At 71.0% G+C, this 24,790-nt stretch carries 21 protein-coding genes; 14 read left to right on the top strand and 7 right to left on the bottom strand.

Annotated features, from left to right (window positions below; genetic code table 11):
• Nucleotides 1-178: 178 nt before the first annotated feature.
• Both FDA94_RS00825 and FDA94_RS00820 read right to left on the bottom strand, forming a co-directional pair.
• Nucleotides 179-649: a hypothetical protein gene (locus tag FDA94_RS00825; protein ID WP_137245071.1), complete on the bottom strand. Its 471-nt coding sequence runs from the start codon at nt 647-649 to the stop codon at nt 179-181.
• Entirely contained in the window at nt 646-1,896 is a 1,251-nt protein-coding gene (locus tag FDA94_RS00820; RefSeq protein ID WP_137245070.1) for a hypothetical protein, read from the bottom strand. The genes FDA94_RS00825 and FDA94_RS00820 overlap by 4 nt, the downstream gene beginning before the upstream one ends.
• A 348-nt stretch (nt 1,897-2,244) precedes the next feature.
• Between FDA94_RS00820 and FDA94_RS00815 the strand changes: the two genes are divergently transcribed.
• The 3 genes from FDA94_RS00815 to FDA94_RS00805 are packed head-to-tail and all read left to right on the top strand — an operon-like array spanning nt 2,245 to nt 5,404.
• On the top strand, nt 2,245-3,363 hold the full coding sequence (locus FDA94_RS00815; protein ID WP_137245069.1) for an acyl-CoA dehydrogenase family protein: 1,119 nt from the start codon (nt 2,245-2,247) through the stop codon (nt 3,361-3,363).
• 14 nt (nt 3,364-3,377) lie between these two features.
• Nucleotides 3,378-4,217: a phosphate/phosphite/phosphonate ABC transporter substrate-binding protein gene (locus FDA94_RS00810; RefSeq protein ID WP_137245068.1), complete on the top strand. Its 840-nt coding sequence runs from the start codon at nt 3,378-3,380 to the stop codon at nt 4,215-4,217.
• Nucleotides 4,214-5,404, top strand: a complete 1,191-nt coding sequence (locus FDA94_RS00805; RefSeq protein WP_137245067.1) for a ferritin-like domain-containing protein — start codon at nt 4,214-4,216, stop codon at nt 5,402-5,404. Before FDA94_RS00810 ends, FDA94_RS00805 begins: the two co-directional genes overlap by 4 nt.
• Here the strand turns inward: FDA94_RS00805 and FDA94_RS00800 are convergent.
• The 5 genes from FDA94_RS00800 to FDA94_RS00780 form a co-directional block, all read right to left on the bottom strand.
• Entirely contained in the window at nt 5,397-5,852 is a 456-nt protein-coding gene (locus FDA94_RS00800) for a TorD/DmsD family molecular chaperone (protein ID WP_137245066.1), read from the bottom strand. The two genes, FDA94_RS00805 and FDA94_RS00800, sit on opposite strands and share 8 nt — an antisense overlap.
• Complete coding sequence (locus tag FDA94_RS00795) at nt 5,849-8,344, bottom strand: molybdopterin-containing oxidoreductase family protein (protein WP_137245065.1); 2,496 nt, start codon at nt 8,342-8,344, stop codon at nt 5,849-5,851. The genes FDA94_RS00800 and FDA94_RS00795 overlap by 4 nt, the downstream gene beginning before the upstream one ends.
• 11 nt (nt 8,345-8,355) lie before the next feature.
• A complete protein-coding gene (gene nrfD, locus FDA94_RS00790) occupies nt 8,356-9,156 on the bottom strand; it encodes an NrfD/PsrC family molybdoenzyme membrane anchor subunit (protein WP_170990719.1) in 801 nt (266 codons plus the stop codon).
• Nucleotides 9,153-9,770, bottom strand: a complete 618-nt coding sequence (locus tag FDA94_RS00785; RefSeq protein WP_137245063.1) for a 4Fe-4S dicluster domain-containing protein — start codon at nt 9,768-9,770, stop codon at nt 9,153-9,155. The genes nrfD and FDA94_RS00785 overlap by 4 nt, the downstream gene beginning before the upstream one ends.
• A gap of 99 nt (nt 9,771-9,869) precedes the next feature.
• Entirely contained in the window at nt 9,870-10,553 is a 684-nt protein-coding gene (locus FDA94_RS00780; RefSeq protein WP_137245062.1) for an ArsR/SmtB family transcription factor, read from the bottom strand.
• Nucleotides 10,554-10,683: 130 nt separating this feature from the next.
• On the opposite strand from FDA94_RS00780, the gene FDA94_RS00775 reads away from it, so the two are divergent.
• From FDA94_RS00775 to FDA94_RS00725, 11 genes are all read left to right on the top strand, one after another.
• Nucleotides 10,684-11,823 (top strand): NAD(P)/FAD-dependent oxidoreductase, encoded by a 1,140-nt coding sequence (locus FDA94_RS00775; protein WP_137245061.1) that lies wholly within the window; start codon nt 10,684-10,686, stop codon nt 11,821-11,823.
• A gap of 38 nt (nt 11,824-11,861) precedes the next feature.
• The gene (locus tag FDA94_RS00770; protein WP_063813591.1) at nt 11,862-12,593 is read left to right on the top strand and encodes an ArsR/SmtB family transcription factor; all 732 of its coding nucleotides are present in this window, start codon (nt 11,862-11,864) and stop codon (nt 12,591-12,593) included.
• Between the two features lie 88 nt (nt 12,594-12,681).
• Complete coding sequence (locus FDA94_RS00765) at nt 12,682-13,017, top strand: ArsR/SmtB family transcription factor (protein WP_062436787.1); 336 nt, start codon at nt 12,682-12,684, stop codon at nt 13,015-13,017.
• A 52-nt stretch (nt 13,018-13,069) separates the two neighbouring features.
• Entirely contained in the window at nt 13,070-13,531 is a 462-nt protein-coding gene (locus FDA94_RS00760; protein WP_062436785.1) for an SRPBCC domain-containing protein, read from the top strand.
• 133 nt (nt 13,532-13,664) lie between these two features.
• Nucleotides 13,665-14,609, top strand: coding sequence for a DUF1702 family protein (locus FDA94_RS00755; protein WP_170990718.1), 945 nt, complete (start codon nt 13,665-13,667; stop codon nt 14,607-14,609).
• Entirely contained in the window at nt 14,606-16,468 is a 1,863-nt protein-coding gene (locus FDA94_RS00750) for an FG-GAP repeat domain-containing protein (protein ID WP_137245059.1), read from the top strand. The genes FDA94_RS00755 and FDA94_RS00750 overlap by 4 nt, the downstream gene beginning before the upstream one ends.
• Nucleotides 16,465-17,379: an enediyne biosynthesis protein UnbU gene (locus tag FDA94_RS00745; protein WP_137245058.1), complete on the top strand. Its 915-nt coding sequence runs from the start codon at nt 16,465-16,467 to the stop codon at nt 17,377-17,379. The genes FDA94_RS00750 and FDA94_RS00745 overlap by 4 nt, the downstream gene beginning before the upstream one ends.
• Before the next feature lie 4 nt (nt 17,380-17,383).
• Nucleotides 17,384-22,771 (top strand): type I polyketide synthase, encoded by a 5,388-nt coding sequence (locus FDA94_RS00740; protein WP_137245057.1) that lies wholly within the window; start codon nt 17,384-17,386, stop codon nt 22,769-22,771.
• Entirely contained in the window at nt 22,768-23,208 is a 441-nt protein-coding gene (locus tag FDA94_RS00735) for an acyl-CoA thioesterase (protein WP_137245056.1), read from the top strand. Before FDA94_RS00740 ends, FDA94_RS00735 begins: the two co-directional genes overlap by 4 nt.
• Nucleotides 23,205-23,852, top strand: coding sequence for an NADPH-dependent F420 reductase (locus FDA94_RS00730; RefSeq protein WP_137245055.1), 648 nt, complete (start codon nt 23,205-23,207; stop codon nt 23,850-23,852). The genes FDA94_RS00735 and FDA94_RS00730 overlap by 4 nt, the downstream gene beginning before the upstream one ends.
• Entirely contained in the window at nt 23,849-24,787 is a 939-nt protein-coding gene (locus FDA94_RS00725; RefSeq protein WP_137245054.1) for a hypothetical protein, read from the top strand. The genes FDA94_RS00730 and FDA94_RS00725 overlap by 4 nt, the downstream gene beginning before the upstream one ends.
• Nucleotides 24,788-24,790 lie beyond the last annotated feature (3 nt).

The raw sequence follows: 24,790 nt of genomic DNA, 5'->3' as shown, positions 1-24,790 counted from the left end.
TCATCCGGACCCGCAGCATCGTACGCGTGTGCTGTTGGATCTCAACAGCCCGCGGATGCCCGGCGGCGACGGCCTTGATCGCGTGCGCGAGCACGGCGGCCACCTGGCCGAGCATGGCGGTGCGCTGCCCGGTGCGTTCGGTGAACTGCAGGGGTGGCTCCTTGCGGGCGCCTGGCCTTTACGCGGTCAGCCACGTGGTCCAGGAGCGGGCGTCGGCGTAGACCTCCGGCGCGATGCCAAGGTCGGCCAACGCGCCGGGATAGGCGTGATCGTAGGTCGCCGCCCAGGCGACCGCGCTCCGCGCAGGACCAAGGAGCCACAGCGCAGCGGAGTCGTCCAGGTGAAGGGTGCTCAAGGTGGGCTGGCTCACGTCCTCCTCCAGGCGGCCGGTCACCAGGCCACGAGACATCAGGCCGCGCCAGCAGGCCGGCAACGCGCCAGCCTCCGCGTTACGGATGCGGACCTGGTGGGGCCGGACCCGCAAAGGCAGCACCTCCTGCTCGATGATCGCCCAGACGCCGGGAAGGGCAGCCAGCAGTGCGGTGGTCAGCCGGTGGGCGCCGTTCTCGCCCAGGGTGTAGAGAGGGCTGGCCGGTCCGGCGATGCGGCGTACACGGATGGGCTCCTCGATCAGGCTCCATGTCTTCAAGGCGTCGTCCACCTCGGCATGGCGCAGCGCCTTGAGCAGAGTGGGGACGCTGCCGGGACGGTGACCGCCGAAGTCGTTCCACCTGGTGTAGCCCACGTTGGCGACGGCCGAGGGGCGATCCAGCCGCAGGTCACCGTGACACCCAGGCCGATCGAGTCGTCGAGCCTGGGGCCGATCTCGTGGTGTTGTTTGTAGGTGGACTCGAGCAACTGGTCGAGGTCGGGGGCGGGTGGTCGGGAGGCGTTGATCTCGGCGGTGCGCTGCTCCAGATAGTCCTCAACGGAGGTGTGGCCGGGCCAGTCCTCCCGCAGGCGGCGCATGTGGTCGGCGAAGATGGCGTGGTGCCGATCGCGGTGGTCGTGCCACAAGCCCTCCAGCGCCTCTTCGCGTCCGCGTTGGTGATCTGGGTCGTCACCGCGGTGGCCGGACTGGCGGCCGCCGTAGGGCAGGAGCCACTGTGGGGTCATCGGTCTTCCGTTGGGCCAGGCGACCTCCACCGGTCGTGAGGCCGGGATGCTCCATGCGCGCAGGAGCGCCGGGACGGCCTGCGGCAGCGGAGCCCAGCCGCCGAAGCGGGGGCCGAGCAGCCCGTCGGCCTGCAGCGGGTGAGCCTCGAACACGCCGTTGGGGTCATGGCGGGTGACCTGCCAGCGTGCCGGCGGCAGCGATGGGCCGCTTGTGTGCTGGGCGTGGTCGTCGCGCTGCCGGATCCGCGTGGCCAGTTCGGTGTTGAGATCGCGGTCTCTCAGCTGCTGCAGCCGGCGCAGGGCAGGTGGCTCATGGGGATCGTCCCAGGTCTCGGGCAGCAGTTCGATGGCGCGGCGCAGATGGGTCAGCGTGGTGTACAGGGCGAGGGCCTGGGCGCGTTCGTCCTTCAGTTTGAGGCTGCGGCCGTCGAGAGCTGTCAGGATCTCCTCGACGCCGTCTTGCAAGTGGGTGGCGAGCAGCAGCATCTCGCGCTCCCACTGCGGTGCGCGTCGGCGATCGGCCTCGGTGAGAGGGGCGTTGAGCGGGCGGGCTCTGCGGTCGGCGCGGATCGGGCCGAGGGTGTGCTCGGTTTCGATCAGGAGCAGCAGATGGCCGAAGACATTCGCACTCAGGAAGTGTTCGGCGATCCAGGTAAGGATGAGGCCGGCCGCGGCCAGTGCGACGCCGTGAAGGTGCGGCGGGCGGGTGCGTCCATCGCGGCGGCGGCACTGGTGTCCCGCCGGAGCCTGACAGACGGGGCAGCCGAGGGAAGCGGGCACACCGCTCACCATCACCCGCCCGAAAACGTCAGGCAACCCCGCACACGCGGGTGTGGCCCGGGTGCCCGCAACTCGTATCGACGCCGCCATGATCACGACGGAGATAAGCATCGTTGATCATTTTGGGCCTGGCTGACGACCTGCGAAATCTAAAGTCTTTTAGAATTCCCAGAATTCATTGAGGGCTCCCCGATAAAGATGAAAATTATTCATCCCAACCCTCTGAGCTGTATCGATGCTTCCGACAGTTGACGCTAACGCTTGCCGTGCGTACGCTCGCCATGTCGACTCGCAATTTCGCGCGAGTTTATTGACTTCTTTCGCGCATATCGAAAGTGGTGAATGGTCATGCCCATCGATCACGCCGCCCTGGATGCCGTCGTTCAAGACACCATCGCCCCCCAGGCCGCTGAGACGGACCGTTCCGGAACCTTCCCCAGGGCGAGCATCGACGCCCTGGCTAAGGCCGGAATGCTCGGCCTGATCAGCGCCGAGGAGGTCGGCGGCCGAGGGCAGGACATGAAGGCCGCCGCCGAGGTGATCGAGCGGGTGGCGGGAGTGTGCGGGTCGACCGCGATGGTCCTGCTGATGCACTACGCCGCCACCGCGCTCATCGAAGCGCACGGCGACAAGGCCACCCGCGAGGCCATCGCCGGCAACGGCCACCTCACCACGCTGGCCTTCTCCGAGACCGGTTCCCGCAGTCACTTTTGGGCGCCGCTGGGTACGGCCGAGGCCGATGGCGAGCAGGTGCGGCTCGACTCCGACAAGAGCTGGGTCACCGCCGCCGGCGAGGCCGACAGCTACGTGTGGTCCAGCCGTCCGCTGGCCGCCGACGGGCCGATGACCATCTGGCTGGTGGCCAGTGACGCGGCCGGGCTCGATGTCGGCGGGCCCTTCGACGGGTTCGGCTTACGTGGCAACGCCTCCAACCCCATCAAGGGCAAGGGCGTGACCGTGTCCCGCTCGGCGATGCTCGGCGCCGACGGCGAGGGACTCAACCAGGCGCTCGCCTCGGCGCTGCCGTTCTTCCTGGTGCTGAACGCCTCGTTCTCGCTTGGCCTGATGGAGGCGCTGGTCGCCAAGGCCCACGACCACCTCGTCGGCGCACGGCTCGACCATCTCGGGCAATCGCTGGCCGAACAGCCGCAGCTCCGTGCTTCCTTCGCGCAGCTGCGCACCCGCACCGACACCGTTCGCACCTTCCGGGACGACACCCTCGCCGCGCTCGGCTCCGGGCGCGCGGACGCGACGCTGCGGGTGCTGCAGGTCAAGGCCGTGGCCGGGGAGGCGGCGGCGGAGGTCGCTGACGGCGTGATGCGCGTGTGCGGCGGCTCGGCCTTCCGCAAGTCCACCGGGGTGGAGCGGCTCTTCCGCGACTCGCTGGCCGCGCGGGTGATGGCGCCCACGACCGTGGCACTGCACGACTTCGTCGGACGGGCCACACTCGGCCTGCCGCTGTTCTAGAAAGGGCGCAGGCGATGACGCTTCTCATGGGTGCGGTGGCCTACGACCCCAAGGTCGTCACCATCTGGGGCGGGTTCCGGTCGTGGCTGAACGACAACGGTCTGCCTTTCGACTTCGTCCTCTACTCCCAGTACGAGCGCCAGGCCGAAGACCTGGCCGAGGGCCGGATCGACGCGGCGTGGAACTCGCCGCTGGCGTGGATCCGCAGCAGGCGTCTCGCGGAGGCGCGCGGTCGCACGCTGACCCCGCTGGTCATGCGTGACACCGACCGCGATCTGACCTCCCTGATCGTCGTGCGGGCCGACTCGCCGTTCAAGGACGTGGCCGATCTCAAGGGTGAGACCGTCGCGGTCGGGGCGGTCGACTCGCCGCAGGCCACGTTGCTGCCGCTGTCCTACCTGGCCTCCCGGGACGTGCCGGTGAACGTGCGGCGCTTCGACGTCGGGGTCGGGCTGCACGGCGATCACATCGGCGGGGAGCGTGATGCGGCCCGTGCGCTGATCGCGGGTTCGGTCGCCGCCGCGTGCATGATCGACTCCAACCATCTGCTGTTCGGCAGGGAGGGCACGCTGCCCGCCGGGTCCACCCGGGTCATCGGCCAGACCGCGCCCTTCGACCACTGCAACATGACCGTGGGCGAGACCGTCTCCGACCGGACGCGGGCCGACTTCGCCGAACTGCTGCTGTCGATGTCCTACACCGACCCCAAGGTCCGGCCGCTGTTCGACCTGGAGGGGCTGACCCGCTGGGAGCCCGGCCGCACCAGCGGTTACCCGGCGCTGGAAAAGGCCGTCGATGAGACCGGTTTCTACGACGCGGCGGGGGCCGTCACCGCCGCCGACTACCGGCCATGATCGTCGACCTGGGCGATCTGGGGTTCGAGCAGGGCGCCCACATCCTGCTGCAACGGGCGCTGGGCCCGCTGCGGCCGGGTGACGAGGTGGGCGTCGCAGGCCTGGACCCGGCGCTGGCTATGCACGTGGAGGTGTGGTGCAGGGCGAAGGGGCACCACACCCGCCGGGCCGACGACAACGACGACGGCATCCGAGTCTGGGTCACCCGCGGCCGCGCCGACCTCGATCGGTGGATGCACGCCGAACGCGCCGGCGGCCCGTCACCGCTGGGGATCGTCGACGCGCCTCCGGCTCACTGGGGGCTGGCGGCCCGGGGCGCGCTGGTCGAGCCGGGCGGGCCGCCGATCGCCGCCGACCTGGCCTCGCGGGAGCTCGTGTGGGCCGATCTGGCCCCCGCCTTGTACGCCAACGCCGCGGCCTCCCAGTGGGATCCGGCCACGGCCATCGCGTGGGACGCCCCGGTCGACCTGGTGCCGGAGATCGAGCGCGCGGTCGTGCAGGTCATGACGTTCCTGGTGGAGAACGAGCAGGCCGCGCTGGTGGTCCCGGCCCGGCTGCTGGCCCGCATCCACCCGCACTTCCGCGAGGTGCTGCAACTACTGGCGGTGCAGGCCGCCGACGAGGCCCGGCACGTCGAGGTCTTCACCCGGCGGGCGCTGCTGACGGGCGGCGAGATGGGCACCTCCTCGGTCAGCGGCCGGGAGTCGCTGGCCACGCTGCTGCGGGAGCCCGACTTCTCGATGGCGTCGTTCCTGCTGTCGGTGCTCGGCGAGGGCAGCTTCCTCAACCTGCTGACCTTCATCGACCGCAACGCCCCCGACCCGGTGACCCGCCAGGTCGCCCGGATGGCCCGCCAGGACGAGGCGCGCCACGTCGCCTTCGGTGTCGCCCACCTCCAGCACCAGGGCACCCTCGACCGCACCCTGCTGGGCCGGTTGCGCGGCGCGATCGAGCAGCGGCACGAGACCCTCATCTCCAGCGCAGGGCTGAACCAGGACGTCTTCGACTCCCTGGTCGTGCTGGCCGCGGGGGAGTGGACCCCGGCCGGCATCAGGCGCGGCTACGCCGCGGTGCAGCAACTTCAGGCGGAGATGGACGAGGGCCGCCAGCACCGGCTGGTGCGTCTCGGGTTCCCGCACGACGAGGCGGCCGAGTTGTCGGCCCTGCACACCAGGAACTTCATGTGATCTCCTCCCGGCACCACCGAGCGGCCGACACGTACGGTTCCAGCCGGGACGCCTCCTCCAGCGACCGCAGGTAGCCCAAGGCCCACGGGCGCACGTGGTCGTCGAGCAGTTCCTCGGCGACCGGCCCCGGACCGAGGTGGTGGAGCAGGGCGAGCTCCACCCCGAGGTGGTCGAGGGCGAGCACGGCGAAGCCCGGCGGCACCACCACGTCGAGACCGTGCCGGGCGGCGAACTCCTTCAGCCGCCGTTCGGCACGACCGCCGATCATCGGCTCGCCCCGCTGCACCGACGCGTACGGCGGGCAGACCGGGCGCGGCCCGACGAACAGGCGACAGAACTCGGCCGACAGATCCTCCAGCGGCTCGGGACACCCGAGCGCCTCCCGCAGCGGGGCATCGATCTCGGTGCTGACCAGCCGTGACATCAGCAGGATCACGTCGCCGTTCACGTGCCACCCGCGATCCGGCGGACGGTGACCATCGTGTCGTGGTAGGCCTGCTGGCCCGACACCGGGTCGGGATAGATGGGCAGGATGTCGTTCTGCGCGACGCTCAGCGAGCCCGCCCACCAGATCCGCGCGTAGTCGGGCGAATCGTGGCCGGGCAGCGTCGCACGGTCGCGGCCGTTGGAGGCGACCGGGCCGCCGGTGGTCCGGCCGGCGTTGTGGGCGATGGCGATGACCTGCGGGTGGATACCTTCGGTCAGGTGGACCCGGGTGCGCAGCGAGCCGACCTGGGAACCGTCGCCGCGCGGCACCTCGGGATCGATGGGCCGGTAGCTGGTGACCTCGATCCAGTCGCCGTGCGCCAGCCCGAGCCGTGCGGCGGTGGCTGGGTTCAGCCAGGCGGGGTTGGTGTGCGAGATCTCCTGGAGCCACTTCGACTGCATGGTGCGGTGGGCGTTGTGCACGTTCCACTTAAAGCTGATCATGATGAGCCGACCCTGGGCGAGCTGTTCGCGGTGGCCGGGGATGGGTTCGTACACCGGCAGCGGGGAGATGGTGCGGTCGGCCTCGCGGCCCCGGTCGTTGACGAACTGGCTGTGCACCTCGACCTTGCGCGACGGGGTGCCGAAACCGCGCCGGGCCACTCCGTCGACCATGACCCCGATCGCGCCCTCCGGGCCGTGGATCACCCCGTCTTCGGTCCGGGTGCCCTTGAGCTCCTCGGCGGTGAGCTCCTTCTCGTACGGGAGATAGTTGGGCTTCTTCGCCGGGTCGACGTGGATGCCCGCCTCTCGCATGTGGGCGAAGCCGCCCGGAACGGGAGCGAAGTACTGCTCGAAATACTCCTCCTGGGTGACCCAGGGGAAGTATTCCTCCATGCCGCCGCCGATCCGCCGGGCCAGCTCGGGGAAGATCTCGCGCAGGTCCTTCGACTCGCCCAGCGGCGCGACGACGGGCTGGCGCAGGCCGACGTAGTCGACCAGGCCCTGGGGCGGGCGGGAGTCGATGTCCCACCGTTCCAGGTAGGTCGTCCACGGGAGCACGATGTCGGCCAGGTTCGAGGTCTCCGAGGCCATCACGTCGAGGCAGACGTGGAAGGGCACGAGGTCCTCGTCGGCCAGCACCTCGCGCACCAGGTTCGCCTCCGGCCAGGCCCACGCCTGGTCGCAGTTGTAGGTCATCAGCGCCGAGATCTGCTGCCGCCGTTCCTTGATCCACAGGTAGACGATCTCGCCGACCCGCATCTTGTTGCCCTGCCAGGCGTTGGCCAGCGGCCAGTCCTTGGCCTCGGCGATCAGGCTGCGCGCGGTCGGTTTGGGCGCGATCGGGCCCGGCTCGGGCAGCGCCTTCTTGTCCCAGGCGCTCATGGGGTGCCAGCACCAGCCGCCCTCCTTGCCCATGTTGCCGACCAGGGCGTTGAGCACGGTGATGGCGCGGTCGTTGTGGAAACCGTTGCGGTGGGCGGCCGAGCCCCGGTTGCAGATCGTGGTGCAGCGCGGCGCGGCTGCGGCGAACTCACGGGCGATACGCCGGATCGCCTCGGCCGGCACCCCGCTCTCGGCCTCGGCCAGTTCGGGAGTGTACGCGGCGACGTGCTCGGCGTACTTCTCCGCCGGGTAGTTGGTCCACCGGTCGAACCACTCCCGGTCCCACAGGCCCTCGGCGCAGATCACGTGGGAGATGGCCAGGGCGATCAGGCCGTCGGTGCCGGGGCGGACGGGGTGCCACTCGTCCGACAGCGCGGCGGTGTTCGACAACCGCGCGTCGAAGGTGACGATCTTCGCGCCGCGTTCCCGGGCCCGCATCATGCGGATCGCGACCGGAATGTGGCCCTGGTGGGCCTCGGCCCAGTTGCTGCCGAAGTTGAGGATGTAGCGGCTGTTCTCGAAATCGCCGAGATCCCAGTCGGAGTCGCCGATCGTGCTCAGGATCGCGGCCCGCCGGTTCAGGGAGCACAGGGCACGGTGGTTGAACGCCGAGGGGGTGCCGAAGGCGTCGAGGAACCGGGCCACGATGTCGGTGGAGCGGTTGCGGCCCTGCTGGAAGGCGAACTCCTCCGGACGGCCGCTCTCGCGGATCGCGCGCAGCCGGTCGGCGATCTCCGTGTACGCCTCCTCCCACGTGATGCGCTTCCACTTGCCCTCACCGCGGCGGCCGACCCGCTTGAGCGGGTAGAGCAGGCGGTTGGGGTCGTACAGGACGGAAGGACCGGCCACGCCTTTCGCGCAGACCGACCCCTGGCTGTTGGGGTCGGCGGGGTTGCCCTCGACGGTCAGCAGACGGCCGTCCCTGACGTTGGCGATGATGCCGCAGGCGGTCGTGCACATCTGACACATCGAGGCGACGCGGCGCACCGCGCCGATCGTCCCGCCGGCCAGGCCGGGCGAGGTGGTCACCTGGTGCACGATCTCGATGCCGCCCAGACCGGCGGCGCCGGCTCCGGCGACGACGGCGGCCCGGAGCAGGTCACGCCGGGTCAGCGTCCAGGTGGACATGGACGTTCCTCCTACGAGCCGACGGCGAACAGCAGGTATCGGGTGGCCGCCGCCCCGGCGAGCACGGCGACCGCGCAAAGCGCCGTCACCACCCGGTTGCGCGGCAGAGCGAGCAACCCGGCGGCGGGCAGCACCAGCCCGGCCCCGACGGCAAGCCCCCAGAACAGCGGCGCCATCGCGCCGGTCGTGAGCTCGGCCAGCAGCTCCCGGTCACCCGGCCGCCCCGCCAGCGCGAGTGCTTCGAGAGCGAGCGCGACCGCCGACGCCGCCAGCAGCCCGAGCAGTGCGGTGCGCCCGTCGCCTCCGAGCAGCACGACGACGGCCGCCCCCATCAGGAGGGCGGTGAGCAGGAACACCACGCCAGAGCTCCCGGCCAGGGGAGAGGCCCAGGAACGGGCCAGCAGCGCGGCGGGGTAGAGCGCGAGCGCGAAGCTGACGGCCAGGAGCAGCCCGGCGACGACCCTGGTGGCACGCGGCATCGGCGCACCGACCGGTCTGCGGCGCTCGACGGCGAAGACGACGAGCAGGAGGAGCAGGATCTTCAGGGCGATCAGCTTGGCCCCCCACGAGATGGGGGAGGCGAGGTTGTCAAAGCGCACGAGCATCAGATGGAAGCGTTCGGGCCGGCCGAGGTCGGCCACCAGCAGCACGCTGATCGCCACCAGGGCTGCCAGCGCGCCCCACGCCCCGGCCCGTTCCAGCCGCGCCGTCGCCCCCGACCTGCCGACCCACCAGGTCATCAGCGTCAGCCCCGTGGGCAGACCGACCAGGACGACGTAGGCCGCCAGCAGCGGACCCCACGCGAGGGTCACGACGGCTCGCCGGACAGGTCGGCGGTCGTGTCGACCTGCACGCCCTGCCCGGCTATCAGCGGCAGCGCGTTCTTCGGGTCGATGTAGAGAACCCGGGGGCGGGTGCCCTCGTCTTCCTTCCAGACCGTGACGTCGGCGGCCGAGGCCCGGCGGGCGATCTCGCCGCTGGGGTCGTCGAGGTCGCCGAAGACGCGGCAGTTCGTCGGGCAGGCGTCCACGCAGGCGGGTTGCCGTCCTTCGGCGGTCCGGTGGTCGCAGAAGGTGCACTTGGCGGCCGTGCCCCGGTCCTCGTCGACGTAGATCGCGTCATAGGGGCAGGCGGCCATGCACGCCCGGTTGAGGTTGCAGTCACCCTCCTCGATGGTCACCTGGCCGTCGTCAAGTCTGACGACCGCGCCCGTCGGGCAAGCGTTGAGGCAGGGCGCGTCCTCGCAGTGGTTGCACAACACCGGGATGAAATGGCGGGTGACCTTGGGATAGGCGCCCTCCTCGACGTATTTGACGGTGTCGCGGAAGTTTCCGAGCGGGACGTCGAACTCTGCCTTGCAGGCGACCGAGCAGGCGTGGCAGCCGATGCAGGTGCGCAGGTCGATGAGCATGCCGAGGCGGGCCATGGAACCCCTCGCGGTATTCGGACAGCGGTGCCCCGGAGAGTAAATCGGGATTTTTCTCCCGGTCAACAACCGATGTCGTCGGCCCAGCTCGGCGCTTGTTCACGAATCCTTTTGAATGTTTGACTTCTCCTTTTCGACGGGGAGTCCGGCGACCTGCCACTCGAGCATTCCCTCGTTCAGCCGGGCCGCGGGAATGCCATGGGCCTTCAGCACGCGGACCGCCTCCGGGGCGAAGACGCAGTAGGCCCCCCGGCAGTAGGCGACCACGTCGGCCTCGGGCGGCAACTCGCTGAGCCGGTCGGGCAGCTCGTCGATGGGGATGCAGACGGCGCCGGGGATGTGACCCGCGTCGTATTCGCCCTGCGGGCGGACGTCCAGGATCGTGACACGGCCGGTCTCGGCGCGTCGCAGCAGTTCGTCGCGGGTCACCTCCTCGGTCTGCTCCCCGAGGTAGGCGACGACGGCGACCTGTACGTCGGCCAGCCGGGTGGCCGCCACATCGCGCAACCGGGCATAGAGATCGACCACGTCGTTGCCCGCCAGGCGGTAGAGGACCCGCTGGCCGTCTCGCCTGGTGGCGACCAGCCCGCCGTGGCGGAGGGTCTGCAGGTGCGCCGACGTGCTCGTGACCCCCATCCCCGCGGTGTTCGCCAGGGCCTCCACGCTCTGCTCCCGCTGTGCGAGCAGGTCAAGTAGCTCGAGCCGTTTGCCATGACTCAGGGCTTTACCGACTCGGGCGATCTGGTCGAAAAGGGAGGCTTTTCTCTCGCTGTCTCCGACCATATAATCCTCCAATGAGCAATGGATTAATGGATGCATGGAGGATTATAGCTTTCCGAGGGACGCCTGTCCTGTAGTTCCGACTGGTCAGAGCCGCACCGAAAAGATCGATTCGATTCACCGGGAGCACACCATGACCAAGATCGTCATCGTCCTGGGGGCCGGAGCCGGCGGCCTCACCGCCGCCGAAGCCCTCCGCGAACGGCTGCCCGCCCACGATCGTGTCCTGCTGGTCGACCATTCCTTCGACGGAGTTCTAGGACTGTCACTGCTGTGGGTCATGCGCGGCTGGCGCACACCCGAGCGGGTCCGTGTCCGCCCCGCCCCCGAGTCCCTGCCCGGGGTGGAAATGATCAAAGCCTCGGTCCAGCGAGTCGACGTGCAGGCCCGGCGGGTGCACACCGACGCCGGGATCCTCGACTGTGACGCGCTGGTGGTCGCCTTAGGAGCCGACCTGGACGCGGGAGCCGTACCGGGCCTGGCCGAGGCCCTTGACAGCGGGCGGGCCGGAGAGTTCTACACCCTGAACGGCGCCGCTGCGATGCGGGAGAAGCTGACCGACTTACGGAACGGCCGGCTGGCCGTGCTGGTCGCCGGGGTGCCCTTCAAATGCCCGGCCGCGCCGTTCGAGGGCGCTCTGCTCGCCGCCGATCTGCTGACCGAGACGGGGGCACGCGACCGGGTGACCATCGACGTGTTCACCCCCGACCCGCTCCCCATGCCGGTCGCCGGGCAGGCCGTCGGCCAGGCGCTGGTCGGCATGCTCACCCAATCGGGCATCGGCTTCCACGGGCAGCACGCGATCGAGTCCGTCGGCGACGGCGAACTCCTCTTCGCGGGCGGCGCCCGAGAACGATATGACCTGCTGGCGGTCGTCCCGCCGCACCGGCCCCCGGCCGCGCTGGGCGGATGGCTCCCCGTCGCCCCGCGCACGTTCGCGACCGAGACGGCGGGGGTGTGGGCGATCGGTGACGCCAGCGCCCTGATCCTGCCGAACGGCAAGCCGCTGCCCAAAGCCGCGGTGTTCGCCGAGGGCGCCGCCGACGTCGTGGCCGACGGCGTCGCCCGGCACCTCGGATATCAGGCCCCCGAGCCGTGGTTCGACGGGATGGGTTCCTGCTACATCGAACTCGGCGACCGGGTCGCGGCCAAGGGCGAAGGCGACTTCCTGCGTGACCCCGCCCCCGAGGTGACCCTCTTCGACCCGTCACCGCTGTTCCACGAGGAGAAGGCTGATCAGGAAGGCAACTGGCTCAAGCGCTGGAACGCGTGAAATTCCCTCCAGCACATGACGGGAAAGGCAAGGTAGACATGACCACCGACAACGTGACCACGGTGCTCGCCGAGTTCGCCCGAGTCGCCAAGGCGATGGCGAATCCCGTCCGGCTCCACCTGCTCGACCTGCTCTCCCAGGCCGAGCGCAACGTCGAAGACCTGGCGACCGCCGCGGGGGTGCCGATCGGCAACACCTCCGCCCAGCTCAAGGTCCTGCGGGACGCGGGGCTGGTGTGCAGCCGCCGGGACGGCACGCGTATTTATTACCGTCTGGCCGGTGACGACGTGGCCTCTTTATATGCGAGCCTGCGCCAGGTGACCCGGCGACGCTCACCCGAGCAGGAGAGTCCCCGCGTGGTCCCCCTCCGGGCGGCCGCCTCCGATGCCACGATCACCCGTGAGGAACTGCTGCGCCGCCGAGGGGACGGCCGGACCCTGTTGATCGACGTTCGTCCGGCAGTCGAGTACGTCGCCGCCCACATCCCGGGCGCCGTCTCCATCCCCGTCGAGGATCTGCGCACCAGAGTGGAGGAACTGCCGGTCGGCGCCGAGATCGTCGTCTACTGCCGCAGCTCCCACTGTCTGCTTGCCCGGGAGGCGTTGTGGCTGCTCAAGTCACATGGCCGATGTGGGCGAAGGCTGGAGGAGGGCATGCTCGAATGGCGCCTTCAGCGCCTTCCCCTGGCCTCCGGCCGTCCCAAGCCTCGCCGCCAGCTGCCGGTGACCCCGGTACGCGAGCGGGAGCACACGGCCGTACGTGGGGCCTGACCTCGATGTGAAAGTTGACGCTAACGAAAGGGGGTGCCTACTCTCGTAAGCATTCAGGGGTCTCGCCCCCTGGCTAGGATCTGACTTCATGAACGGTGACGTGGACGAGGTACTGCGGGCCATCGCTGAGCCCCGCAGGCGGGCGATCCTGCGTCTGGTCGCCACCGAGGAACTTCCCGCCGGCCGGATCGCCGAGCATTTCGAGGTGACCCGCTCGGCTGTCTCCCAGCACCTGCAGATCCTCAAGGACGCGGGCCTGGTCCTGGAGCGGCGTGACGGCACCAAGCGGATCTACCGGGCCAGCGAAGACGCGCTGGCCCAGCTCCGCGAGGTGGTCGAGTCGCTGTGGCGCGAGAGCATGGCGCGGGCCCGCGACTCGGTCGAAGGCGGCGACGCCTTGCGCGATGAGCAGGTGGCGGGCTGACCGGTCTGGCAGACTTGCCCCTGTCCGTCCGCCGCACGCAGGGGTAGCGCCGATGACCAGCCCGGCCGAGACCAACGTCGAACCCATCCGCCATGCGGTCAACGTCGAGGCCGACCAGTCTCGGACGTTCAGCACTTTCACCCGCGAGCTGGCCACCTGGTGGCCCGTCGAGGCGATCGCGATCGAGCCCGGCCGCGTGCGCGACGTCTGCGTCGAGGAGCGTGTGGGCGGGCGTATTTACGAAATTCTCGACGACGGCCAGGAACGCGACTGGGGTCACATTCTCCAGTGGGATCCGCCGAATATGGTGACGTTCACATGGGAGGTAATTAAAACCCCCACGCTCACCGAGGTCGAGTTGCTGTTCAAGCCGCTGGGGCCAGCCCTGACACGGGTCGAGATGACCCACCGGGGCTGGGAGAACCTCACCTCGCTGCTGATGGAGTCCTACCTGGCACATCAGTCCGGCTGGGCATTCATTCTGAGCCGCTTCGAGGCGCAGGTCAACGGCTGAATCGGCGTCCAGCTATTCAATAGATCCTTTTAGAATTTGTTTGCGCACGTCGCAGACTTTCTGTCGAATCGTCGGTTGACACCTCTTTTCGCGATGTTATTTGTTGCCTTCTGTGGCAACGTCGCATTCCCTGGTGAGATCGGCACTCCGCCGTCCGCTCACCCTCCGGCCCGAAGAACTTGATCTCGGCGCGCGGGGGTTCCGGCTCGCGGACCCGGCGGTCCGGCCGGTCCTCGACTCGGTGGTCGCCGCCTTCGCCACCGGGTACAACGGGATGCTCTCCCGCGATCCGGCCGACCTCGGCGTAGACAGGCTGGGCGCGCGGGTGCGCGGCTTCGCCTACGAAGGCGCCGCGATGAGCGCCGTCATCCTCGACCTGGTCACCATGAGCGGTGGCCGTCGCATCCGCGAACTCGACCGGGTGACGGGCGGGCGCTACGTCCACCTGCTGCTGGTCGGAGCCGGGTGGGCCTACGCCCGGCTGCGATTACGGCCGTGGCGCGGGGTGCGGTTCGGGCCGCCGGTGCTGCGCTGGCTGGCCTGGGACGGCTGGGGTTTCCACCAGGCGTTCTTCCACCCCGCCGCCGTCTTCGGCAACGGCTGGATCGAGGCCCGCGTACCGGCGGACTGCCGCGCGATCCGGGACCAGGGCGCCGGCCGGGCGCTGTGGTTCTACGCCGGAGCCGAACCCGCCCGCATCGCCGAGGTGATCGACGGACTCCCCGGACACCGCCGCGCCGACCTGTGGGCGGGCATCGGGCTGGCGGCGGCCTACACGGGGGCGCAGTCGCCGGAGGCGCTGCACCGCCTGGTCGCAGCGGGTGAGGACCACGCCGCAGAACTGGCTCAGGGGGCGGCGTTCGCGGCCAAGGCCCATCTGCTGTCGGGCGTCGTCACCGACGAGACCGTCGCCGCCGTGAAGATCCTCACCGGCGTGGACGCCCCCGCGGCGGCGCAGTGGACCGACGACGCGCTGGCCGCGCTCACCGGCCGCCCCGACACCCCCGAAACCTACGAAGCCTGGCGGGCCGGTGTCCGGGACGCCTGGTCCTCCACCCTGGGAGAGGTGACACGGTGACGTCCCCGATCAAAAGACGCCTGGTACAGGTCGTCGCGGTCATCCTGATCGTGGCCGGCTGGCAGGTGGCCCGCCAGCCCGCCGCCGCACCCGCGACGGCCGACGCCCTGGCCGGCCGCTTCGCCTTCCAGCGGCTCCCGCTGAACGAAGCGACGACGGAACGCTCCATCCGCGTCGTGGCGCCCGCCTACAAGAGGATCGACCACTGGATCTCCTCGCTCGGAGGCGCGGTCGCGCTGGCCGACGTGGACGCCAACGGCCGCCCCGACGACGTCTGCCTGGTCGACCCGCGCGACGACTCGGTCCGCCTGTCGCCGGTGCCGGGAACCGGCAGCAGGTACCCCGCCCGCGTCCTGACGGCGGGCCCGCTGCCCTACAACGCCACCATGGCGCCGATGGGCTGCGTGCCCGGCGACTACAACGACGACGGCCGCACCGACCTGCTCGTCTACTTCTGGGGCCGCAGCCCGATCCTGCACCTGAACTCGGGCGCCGGTTTCACGCCGACGGAGATGGTCACGCCGTACGAGATCTGGAACACCAACGCGGTCTCACTGGCCGACTTCGACGGCGACGGCCGCACCGACGTGGCGATCGGCAACTACTTCCCCGACAACGCGCGCATCCTCGACCCGACGGCCGTCCAGTTCCAGATCCAGATGCAGGACTCGATGTCGGGCGCCTACAACGCCGGACGCAACCGCATCCTGCTCGCTCAGGGCGGGGGCCGCTTCGCCGAGGCCGCCGGGGCGTTCGACGCCGAAATGGGCGACGGCTGGACCCTCGCGATGGGCGCCCAGGACCTCGACGCCGACGGCCGCCCCGACCTGTACGTCGCCAACGACTTCGGCCCCGACCGCCTGCTGCGCAACATCTCCACACCGGGCGCGCCGCGCTTCGAGCTCATGGAAGGAGTGCGCCACTTCACCACCCCCAAATCCAAGGCCCTCGGCTGGGACTCCTTCAAGGGCATGGGCGTCGCCTTCGGCGACCTCAACGCCGATGAGGTGCCCGACATGGTGGTCAGCAACATCACCCAGAACTACGGCCTGCACGAGAGCAACTTCGCCTGGCTCAGCGCCGACGGCGTCGCCTTCAAGGCCGAGGGCACCGCCTCCTACGACGACCACAGCGAACAGGTCGGCATCTCCCGCTCCGGCTGGGGCTGGGACGTGAAGATGGGCGACTTCGCCGGAACGGGCGACCTGCAGATCGTCCAGGCCACCGGCTTCATCAGGGGCGAGACCAACCGCTGGCCGGAGCTGCAGGAACTGGCCATGACCAACGACGCCCTGCTGGTGAACCCGGACATGTGGCCGCGCTTCCAGATCACCGACGACCTGTCGGGCAGCGACCCCGACCGCTTCTTCGTCCGCGGCGCGGACGGCCGCTTCCACGACCTGGGCGGCCGGCTCGGCCTGGACGACGGCGGCCCCACCCGCGGCATCGCGCTGGCCGACGTCGACCACGACGGACGCCTCGACTACGCCATCGGCAACCAGTGGCGGCAGTCGCACTTCTACCGCAACACCAGGACCACCGACCTGCCCCACCTCGGGCTGACGCTGACCCGCCCGGCCACCTGCCAGGGCACCCTCACTGCGACACCGGCGATCGGCGCCGCGGTCCGGCTGCGCTCCGGCGCGGCCGGGGTCACCAGCGGCCAGGTGTACCCGGCCGCAGGTCACGCCGGCGTCTCCTCGCCCGAGTTGCTGTTCGGGCTCTCCGGCCAGGCCGCCAACGTCACCCTCACCTGGCGCGACGCCTGTGGAGTCCGGCACAGCGCCGACACGCGGCTGACCTCCGGATGGCACACGGTCCTGCTCGGCAACGACGGAACCGTCAAGGAGACCCGATGAAAGACCCCCGCGTCATCGCGCTGCGCCGGTTCGCGATCTCGATCACGGCGTTCAACATCCTCGGCCACGCCGTGCTCGGCTTCGAGCAGGCGTACGTCACGCCGCTGGCGGCGCTGGCGGCCGCCTACATCCTGGAGATCGGGCTGGAGTGGCTGGACGCCGCGGCGACCGGGCGCACGCCCAAGTTCCAGGGCGGCGGCTTCAAGGGGCTGGTCACCTTCCTACTGCCGGCCCACATCACCGGACTGGCCTGCGCGATGCTCCTGTACGCCAACGACCGCATCGCCCCGGTGATCTTCGCGGTGATCGTGGCGATCGCGTCCAAATACCTGATCCGGATCCGGCTCCACGGCAAGTTCCGGCACGTGCTCAACCCGTCGAACTTCGGCATCGTCGTGGTGCTGATCGTGTTCCCGTGGGTGAGCATCGCGCCTCCCTACCATTTCACCGAGTGGATCAGCGGGCCGCTCGACTGGGTGCTGCCCGCGTTCATCCTGATCTCCGGCACCGTCATCAACGCCATGCTCACCAAGAAGATCCCGCTCATCCTCGGCTGGGTCCTCGGCTTCGCCGCCCAGGCGGTGATCCGGACCGGGATCGACGGGACGGCCACGGTGACCGCGCTGACCGTCATGACCGGCACCGCGTTCATCCTGTTCACCAACTACATGATCACCGACCCGGGAACGACCCCGGTCAAACCCGCCAACCAGGTCGCCTTCGGCGTCGCGACGGCCGCGGTCTACGGGCTGCTGGTGCACGTCCACATCGCCTTCGGCCTGTTCTTCGCCCTGGTCATCGTGTGCGCCCTGCGGGGTGCGGCACTCGGAGTGATCTCGCTGCGGGCCCGCGCCGCCACCCCCGCCGAGGAACCCGCGCCCCAGCTCGTCGCCGCCGCCAACAGGACGTGATCCCGTGTACGACCACGCCACCATCGCCATCGTCGGCGCCGCCTGCCGCTACCCCGGCGCCGACGACCCGGCCCAGCTCTGGGAGTCGGTGCTCTCCCGTCGGCGCTCCTTCCGCCCCATCCCGCCGGGACGGCTGAACCTGGCCGACTACGCCGGCGACCGCGACGGCACCTACGCCAAATTCGCGGCCGTCCTGGAGGGCTGGAGTTTCGACCGGGCCCGGTTCCGCATCCCGGGGCCGGTCCACCGGGTCACCGACACCACCCACTGGCTCGCCCTGGAGGTGGCCGCCGACGCGCTGGCGTCGGCCGGATACCCCGACGGAGCCGGGCTGGAGCGCGACCGGGTCGGCGTGGTCGTGGGCAACACCATGAACGGCGAGTTCAGCCGCGCCAACGGGCTACGGCTGCGCTGGCCCTACGTCCGCAGGGTGATGCAGCAGGCGCTGACGGAGGAGGGCTGGGAAGCGCCCGAGCTGGCTCGCTTCCTGGCCACCGTCGAGCACCGTTTCAAACAGCCCTTCCCCGAGCCCAACGACGAGAGCCTGGCGGGCGGGCTGGCCAACACCATCGCCGGGCGAGTGTGCAACCACTTCGACTTCCACGGCGGCGGCTACACCGTCGACGGCGCCTGCGCCTCGTCCCTGCTGTCAGTCATCACGGCGGGGAACACGCTGCGTTCCGGCGCGGCCGACGTCGTGATCGCCGGGGGCGTCGACCTCAGCCTCGACCCGTTCGAACTGGTCGGCTTCGCCCGGACGGGCGCGATCGCGACCGACGCCATGCGCATCTACGACGAGCACCCGACCGGGTTCTGGCCCGGCGAGGGCTGCGGCATGGTCGTTTTGATGCGGGCGCAGGACGCGCTGGCCGAGGGCCGGGCGCCGCTCGCGCTCATCCGCGACTGGGGCGTGTCCTCCGACGGCAGGGGCGGCATCACCCGTCCGGAACAGGCCGGTCAGGTGCTCGCCGTGCGCCGGGCCTACGAACGCCTCGGGTACGGCCCCGAGGAGGTCGCCCTGTTCGAGGGCCACGGCACCGGCACCGCCGTCGGCGACGCCGTGGAGATCGCCACCCTCGTGGAGGCGCAACGCGGCAGGCGGACCACGATCCCGGCCGCGCTCGGCTCGATCAAGGCCAACATCGGGCACACCAAGGCCGCCGCCGGGCTGGCCGGGCTGCTCAAGGCCGCCATGGCGCTGCACCGGCAGGTGCTCCCGCCCACCACGGGCTGCGAGAGCCCGCACCCCGACCTCCGGGCCGAGGGCGCACCGCTGCGGGTGTTGTCGGAGGCCGAATCGTGGCCGGACGGAGAACCGCTGCGCGCTGGGGTCAGCGCCATGGGGTTCGGGGGCATCAACACCCATCTGATCCTGGAGTCGGCCACCTCCGCCCGGCGGGCGGCGCTGACCCCGCGCGAGCAGGTGCTCGCGCGGCGTCCGCCGACTCACGAGCTCGTCCTGTTCGGGGCGGACAGCCCCGATGAACTGCGCCGCGTGCTCGACCGGGCCGTCGCCGCGTCCGCGACGATGGCGATGAGCGAGCTGTCCGACCTCGCCGCCAGTCACCTTCCCGCCGACCGGCCCGCTTTCCGGGCCGCCCTGGTCGCCGCCGATCCGGCCCAGCTCGGTGACCGGGCCCGGCGGGCGCTGACCGCGCTCGACGGGGGGTTCACGGTCTTCCCGGGCGGTGCGGTGGGTTCCGGACCGGCGGGCCGGGCCGGGTTGCTGTTCACCGGCCAGGGCGCGGGCATCCCTGCCGGGCCCGGGGCGCTCGGCGGGTTCGATCCCGAACTGGCTGCCTACTTCGACAGTGTCGACGACACCGTCGACACCGCCGTGGTGCAGCCGTCGGTGGTGCGGGCCTCCATCGCCGGTTTGCGCTGGCTGACCTCGCTCGGCGTCACCGCCCACGGCGCCGCGGGCCACAGCCTGGGGGAGATCACCGCGCTGCACTGGGCCGGCGCCCTCACCGAGGACCAGGCCGTCGATCTGGCCGCCGCCCGCGGCAAGATCATGAAAGCGCACGGCGCCTCCGGCACCGGCATGGTGTCGGTCATGGCCGACCGGGACCTGGCCGAGACGCTGATCGCAGGCACCGGCCTGGTGGTCGCCGCCGAACACGGCACCTCCCACGTCGTCGCCGGACCCGACACCGAGCTCGCCGCGCTGCTGACCCGCTGCCGGACGCGGGGGATCACCGCGCGGCCGCTGCGGGTCAGCCACGCCTTCCACTCACCGGCCTTCACCGAGGCCGAGCCGGTGCTGGCCGAACACCTGCGCGGCCTGAACTTCGGTCCGGTACGCGGCAGCGTGCACTCCACCGTCCTCGGCACCCGGCTGGCCCCGCAGACCGACCTGGCGGAGCTGCTGACCACCCAGCTCACCGCGCCGGTGAAGTTCGCCGACGCGGTCGTCTCCCTGGCCGAGGACTGCGACCTGCTGATCGAGGTCGGTCCGGGACACTCGCTCACCACGCTGGCCACCACGCTGACGCCGCGGCCCGTGGTCGCGATGGACGTCGGAGGCGAGTCGGCCGCCGCGCCGCTGCAGGCCGCCGCCACGCTCTACGCGCTCGGCCTGCTCACCGACCCCCGGCCGCTGTCCGCCCACCGCTCCCACCGGCCCTTCGACCTGTGGCGGGAGCCGCTGTTCCTGGAGAACCCGTGCGAACAGGCGCCGCGGGTGGAGGCGGGATACGAGCCGATCTCCGCCGAGGCCGTCCCGGAGACCCGGACGGCATCCGGTGACGTGCCGACGACCGTGCGGGAACTGGTGGCCGGGTTGCTGGAGCTTCCCGTCGACGCCGTCGGCCAGGACGACCGGCTGCTCAGCGACCTGCACCTGAACTCGCTGCGGGTCGTGCAGCTCGCGGGGGAGGCGGCCACCGTGCTGGGCCGGGCCGTGCCCGCCGAGCCGCTGATGTCAGCCGACGTGTCGGTGGCCGAACTCGCCGCCCTGATCGCCGCGCTGCCCACCGCCGACGAGACCGAGCCGCCGCTCGCCGGGGTCGCGAGCTGGCACCGGCTGCTCACCGAGCACACCGAGCCCGTCGAACTGGCGGTCGCCGACCGTCCCCACGCCTGGCGGATCAGCGGCCGGGGCCCGCTGCGGGACGCCTTGGAACCCTCGCTCCAGTCGGGAGGCGCCGCCGAACTCGTCTTCCTCCCCGAGGACCCCTCGGACGAGGACATCGCGGCGCTGGTCACAGCCGCCCGTACCGGATCGCCGCTCACGGTCGTCGACCACGGCGACACCGCCTCGGGCTTCCTCGCCTCGGTGCGCGCCGAACACCCCGACCGGTGGCTGCGCTGGATCTCCGCCGCCGACGCCGAATCGGTCGCGACCGTGCTCGCGGCCCCCTTCGACGGCCCTGCCGAGGTAGTCGCCGATGGCGGTGTCGGCGTCCCGGTCTTCCGCCCCGCCGGGGCCGGAACCGGCGGAACGCCGCTGACCTCGGATGACGTGGTGCTGGTGACGGGCGGCGGGAAGGGCATCGGGTTCCGCTCCGCCCTCGCGGTCGGCGACGCCTACGGTTGCCGCCTGCTGCTGCTCGGCCGCGCCGACCCGTCCGCTGACGAGGAGTTACGCGCCAACCTGGCCGTCCTCACCGAGAACCGCATCCGGTACGCCTATCTCCAGGCCGACCTCGCCGATCCGGTGGCCGTGGCGGAGGCGATCGCCGAGCCGGTCACCGCGATCATCCACAGCGGCGGCGTCAACGAGCCCAAACGCTTCGCCGAGCTCACCGACGACGACCTCGCCCGGCACGCCGCCGCCAAGTACCACGGCCTGAAGAACGTCCTGGCCGCCGTCGACCCGTCCCGGCTGCGCCACGTGGTCACCTTCGGCTCGGTCATCGGCCGGTTCGGCCTCCCCGGCGAAGCCCACTACGCCCTGGCCAACGGCCGCATGCGCGAGCTCGCACGCGTCCTGGCGCGGCGGGCGCCGCACTGCCGGGTGCGCAACGTCGACTGGACGGCCTGGTCGGGCGCCGGCATGGGCGAGCGCCTCGACGTGCTCGACAGCCTGCGCCGGGCCGGGGTCGACCCCCTCCCGGCCGAACGCGGCGTGGAACTGCTCCACGAGGTGCTCACGGCCGATGGCCCCACTCTCCTGGCGACCGGGCGGCTGCCCCAGCTCGACCGTCCCGGTGACCCCGTGGGGCCGCTGCTCACCCGGACCCGGCTGCACGTCCCCGGCGTCGAGCTGGTCGCCGAGGCCGACCTGGGACTAGACACCCATCCTCAGTTGAGAGACCACCTCATCGACGGGCTGGCCGTGCTGCCCGCCGTGGTCGCGCTGGAGCTGATGGCCGAGGCCGCCGCGGCGCTCACCGGGCAGCCCGTCGCCTCCCTCGGCGAGGCCCGCTTCGACCGGCCGGTCATCGTCCCGGCCGATGGGGTGCGAACGGTTCGCGTCTGCGCGCTGGCCAGCCCGGACGGGGTCCGCGTGGTGCTGCGCAGCGACGAGAGCGGCTACGCCGCCGAGCATTTCACCGCCGTCGCCGGGACCGCCCGGGAGCCGATCAGGCCCTTGCGCAGGGTCTCGGAACTGCCGCCGCACGACGGCGCCGACCTCTACGGCCCGACCTTCTTCCACGGCCCCGCCTTCCAGCGGGTACGCCGCTACGACCACCTGGAGGCGACCGCCTGCGTCGCCGTCGTGGACGCCGGACCGCGCTGGTCGCCGGAGGGGACGCAACTGGGCGACCCCACCTTCACCGACGCCACCATCCACGCACTCCAGGTCTGCGTGCCCGGCCGTCGCCTGCTGCCGGTCGGCTGCGAGGCGATCACCGTGCACGACCCCGGCCCCCACCCGGCGGAACTGCGCCTGTCGGCGACAGAGCACCATCGCGACGGAGCCGAGCACGTCTACGACGTCTCGATCCACGACGACCAGGACCGGCCGGTGCTGAGCTGGCACCGGTTGCGGCTACGCGACATCGGCCCGCTCGAACCCGAAGGCGGCTGGCCCGCCGTCCTGCTCGGGCCGCTGGTGGAACGCGGGCTGGAGAGCCTGCTCCCCGACGTCAACGTCAAGGTCGAGACAGGCCCCGGCCTCGACCTGGAGGTCACCGGCGCGGCCTCGCTCGGCTGCGCCCTGGACCATGTGGCCCTCGACGAGGAGGAGCCGCCAGGGGAGCCCCATCCGATCACACGGCTCACCGGCGAGCCCGCCGCCTTCACGCACGCGCGGTTGCGCACGGTCCGTTCCTGTCTGGTCTCGGCGGGCGACACCGGCGGGGTGCCGCTCAGCGTCTCAGGGGTCTTCGAGCAGGGATGGGTTCTGCTGCGCGGCGGGCCGCACCGGATCGCCTCGGCGATCGTGCGCATCGGCGGTGATCCTCGGCCGGTGGCCGTGGCCGTCCTTGTGAAGGGATCACCGTGAACCCCCACTTCGCCTACGAACACCTGGTGACCTTCGCCGACACCAACCTCGTCGGCAACGTCTACTTCGCCAACTACGTCGCCTGGCAGGGCGCCTGCCGGGAACGCTTCCTGGCCGACCACGCGCCCGGAGTGCTGCGCGGCCTCTACTCCGACCTCGCGCTGGTCACCGTGTCATGCTCGTGCGAGTACTTCGCCGAGTTGCAGGCCTTCGACCTGGTGTCGATCCGGATGACCCTGCGCAGCATCGACCTCAACCGCATCGTCATGGGCTTCGACTACTTCCGCGTCGGCAACGGCCCCGGCCAGCTCGTCGCCCGCGGCGCCCAGACGGTGGCCTGCATGCAGCGCGTCGACGGCGACCTCATCGCCATCGACGTCCCCCAGGAGCTATACCAAGCGCTGGACGCGTACGCCGTGCCGGGAAGTCGGCGGTGAGGGGCGAGCCGGTCGGGGTCGTCGGATGCGGGTCGATGGGCGCGGCCATCGCCGGGCTGCTGCACCGCAACGGACATCCGCTCCTCTTGGCAGGCGGACCGCGCCGGACCGGAGCCCTGCTGGCCGACACGCTGCCCGGCGCCGTCGCCGCCGACCTGGCCACGGTCGCCGCCAGGGCGCCGATCGTGTTCCTGGCCACCCGGCTCCGGGTGACCTGCCAGGTCATCGCCCCGCTGACCGCACGTGAGCTGGCCGGCCGCATCGTCGTGGACGTCTCCAACCCCGACCCCGGCGACATGCCGGCCGGCGGACCGCGGTCATCGGCCGAACTGGTCGCCGACGCCTTCCGCAAGAGCGCCGTCGTCAAGGCGCTCAACTGCGTCTCGGCCCGGCGTCTCGGCCTCGTCGGCCCCGGCGACGGCCTCACCGTGCCCATCGCGGGCGACCACCCCGCCGCCAAGGACGCGGTGACCGAACTGCTCGGCGGCACGGGTCTGAACGTCGTCGACGCCGGGCCGCTCTCGGCCAGCACGTGGATCGAGTCGCTGGCCGCCTTCCTGCGTCACCTCGGCACCGAGCAGGGCCTCGGCGACTCCGTCGGGTTCCGGCTCACCACCCCCCACCAGAAAGGACGGCCCACGTGACGGCCACCCAGCCCCGCTCCACCGCGGCCCCGCGCACCGACGTCCCCGACCATCGGGGTCGGATCGTGCTGTTCAGCTTCCTCGGCGGCTTCGCCCTGACCGTGCTCTGGTCGGCGCCCTTCGTCGACAAGGTCATCGGCGAGAACGTCACCAGCGCGATCATCGGCCACGAGGCCACCGGAGCGCCCATCGCCGGAGTCCTGTCGGGCGTGCTGTTCGCCTTCGCCAGCGGCCTGGGCGGCACCTTCACGGCCTGTAACATCGCCGCCCTCGGCGCGGTCGCGCCCATGCTCGGCGAACGCCGCTCCATCAGGGGCCGCATCACCCAGGCGCTCGTGCCGCTCGGCTGGCTCGTCGCCGCGATGGCGGCCGTCTCGGCCCTCTACGGGGTCGTGGTCGCCTTCTTCGGCACCACCATGCCGCAGTACTCCACCGCCACCGTCACCTCCGGGCTCGCGCCGCGCCTGATCCAGTCGCTGGTCGTGTTCGGCATCCTCGGGCTGGTCATGATCTACCTCGGGCTGGCGGCGCTGCACCTGGTGCCCGACCCGCTGGCGAAGGTCTCGGCCCGCTTCCCGCACGCCCGGTCGCTGGTCATGGGCGTGCTCATCGGCCTGTTCCTCATCGGCCGCCCCTTCGGCCTCTACCGGCAGCTGTTCCGCGACGTCGCCGACAGCGGCAACCCCCTCTACGGCGCGCTGTCGTTCCTCACCCAGTCGCTGGGCAACATCGTCGTGCTGGCAGTGCTTTTCCTGCTGCTGGCGGTCGCCACCGGGGGGCGGGTGCAGCGCTGGCTCACCTCCAAGCCAGGCCGGGTCGCCGTGGTGGCCGGGTCGGCGCTGCTCGTCGCGGGGGTCTTCACCTTCCTCTACTGGGACGTCCGGCTGCTCGCCCGCACCGGCGTCATCTGGTTCCCCACCATCACCTGGTACTGACGG

Origin of the sequence: Herbidospora galbida, from assembly GCF_005233835.1 — a bacterium.
Taxonomy (GTDB): Bacteria; Actinomycetota; Actinomycetes; order Streptosporangiales; family Streptosporangiaceae; genus Herbidospora; species Herbidospora galbida.
The sequence above is the reverse complement of the archived record's forward strand: the minus strand, read 5'-3'. Positions and strand labels throughout refer to the sequence as shown.

Bases quoted from the DNA above. Each gene is read 5' to 3' on its own strand.
- FDA94_RS00815 (WP_137245069.1), top strand. From the start codon at position 2,245: ATGCCCATCGATCACGCCGCCCTGGATGCCGTCGTTCAAGACACCATC.
- FDA94_RS00810 (WP_137245068.1), top strand. From the start codon at position 3,378: ATGACGCTTCTCATGGGTGCGGTGGCCTACGACCCCAAGGTCGTCACC.
- FDA94_RS00805 (WP_137245067.1), top strand. From the start codon at position 4,214: ATGATCGTCGACCTGGGCGATCTGGGGTTCGAGCAGGGCGCCCACATC.
- FDA94_RS00795 (WP_137245065.1), bottom strand. From the start codon at position 8,344: ATGTCCACCTGGACGCTGACCCGGCGTGACCTGCTCCGGGCCGCCGTC.
- FDA94_RS00785 (WP_137245063.1), bottom strand. From the start codon at position 9,770: ATGGCCCGCCTCGGCATGCTCATCGACCTGCGCACCTGCATCGGCTGC.
- FDA94_RS00780 (WP_137245062.1), bottom strand. From the start codon at position 10,553: ATGGTCGGAGACAGCGAGAGAAAAGCCTCCCTTTTCGACCAGATCGCC.
- FDA94_RS00775 (WP_137245061.1), top strand. From the start codon at position 10,684: ATGACCAAGATCGTCATCGTCCTGGGGGCCGGAGCCGGCGGCCTCACC.
- FDA94_RS00770 (WP_063813591.1), top strand. From the start codon at position 11,862: ATGACCACCGACAACGTGACCACGGTGCTCGCCGAGTTCGCCCGAGTC.
- FDA94_RS00765 (WP_062436787.1), top strand. From the start codon at position 12,682: ATGAACGGTGACGTGGACGAGGTACTGCGGGCCATCGCTGAGCCCCGC.
- FDA94_RS00760 (WP_062436785.1), top strand. From the start codon at position 13,070: ATGACCAGCCCGGCCGAGACCAACGTCGAACCCATCCGCCATGCGGTC.
- FDA94_RS00745 (WP_137245058.1), top strand. From the start codon at position 16,465: ATGAAAGACCCCCGCGTCATCGCGCTGCGCCGGTTCGCGATCTCGATC.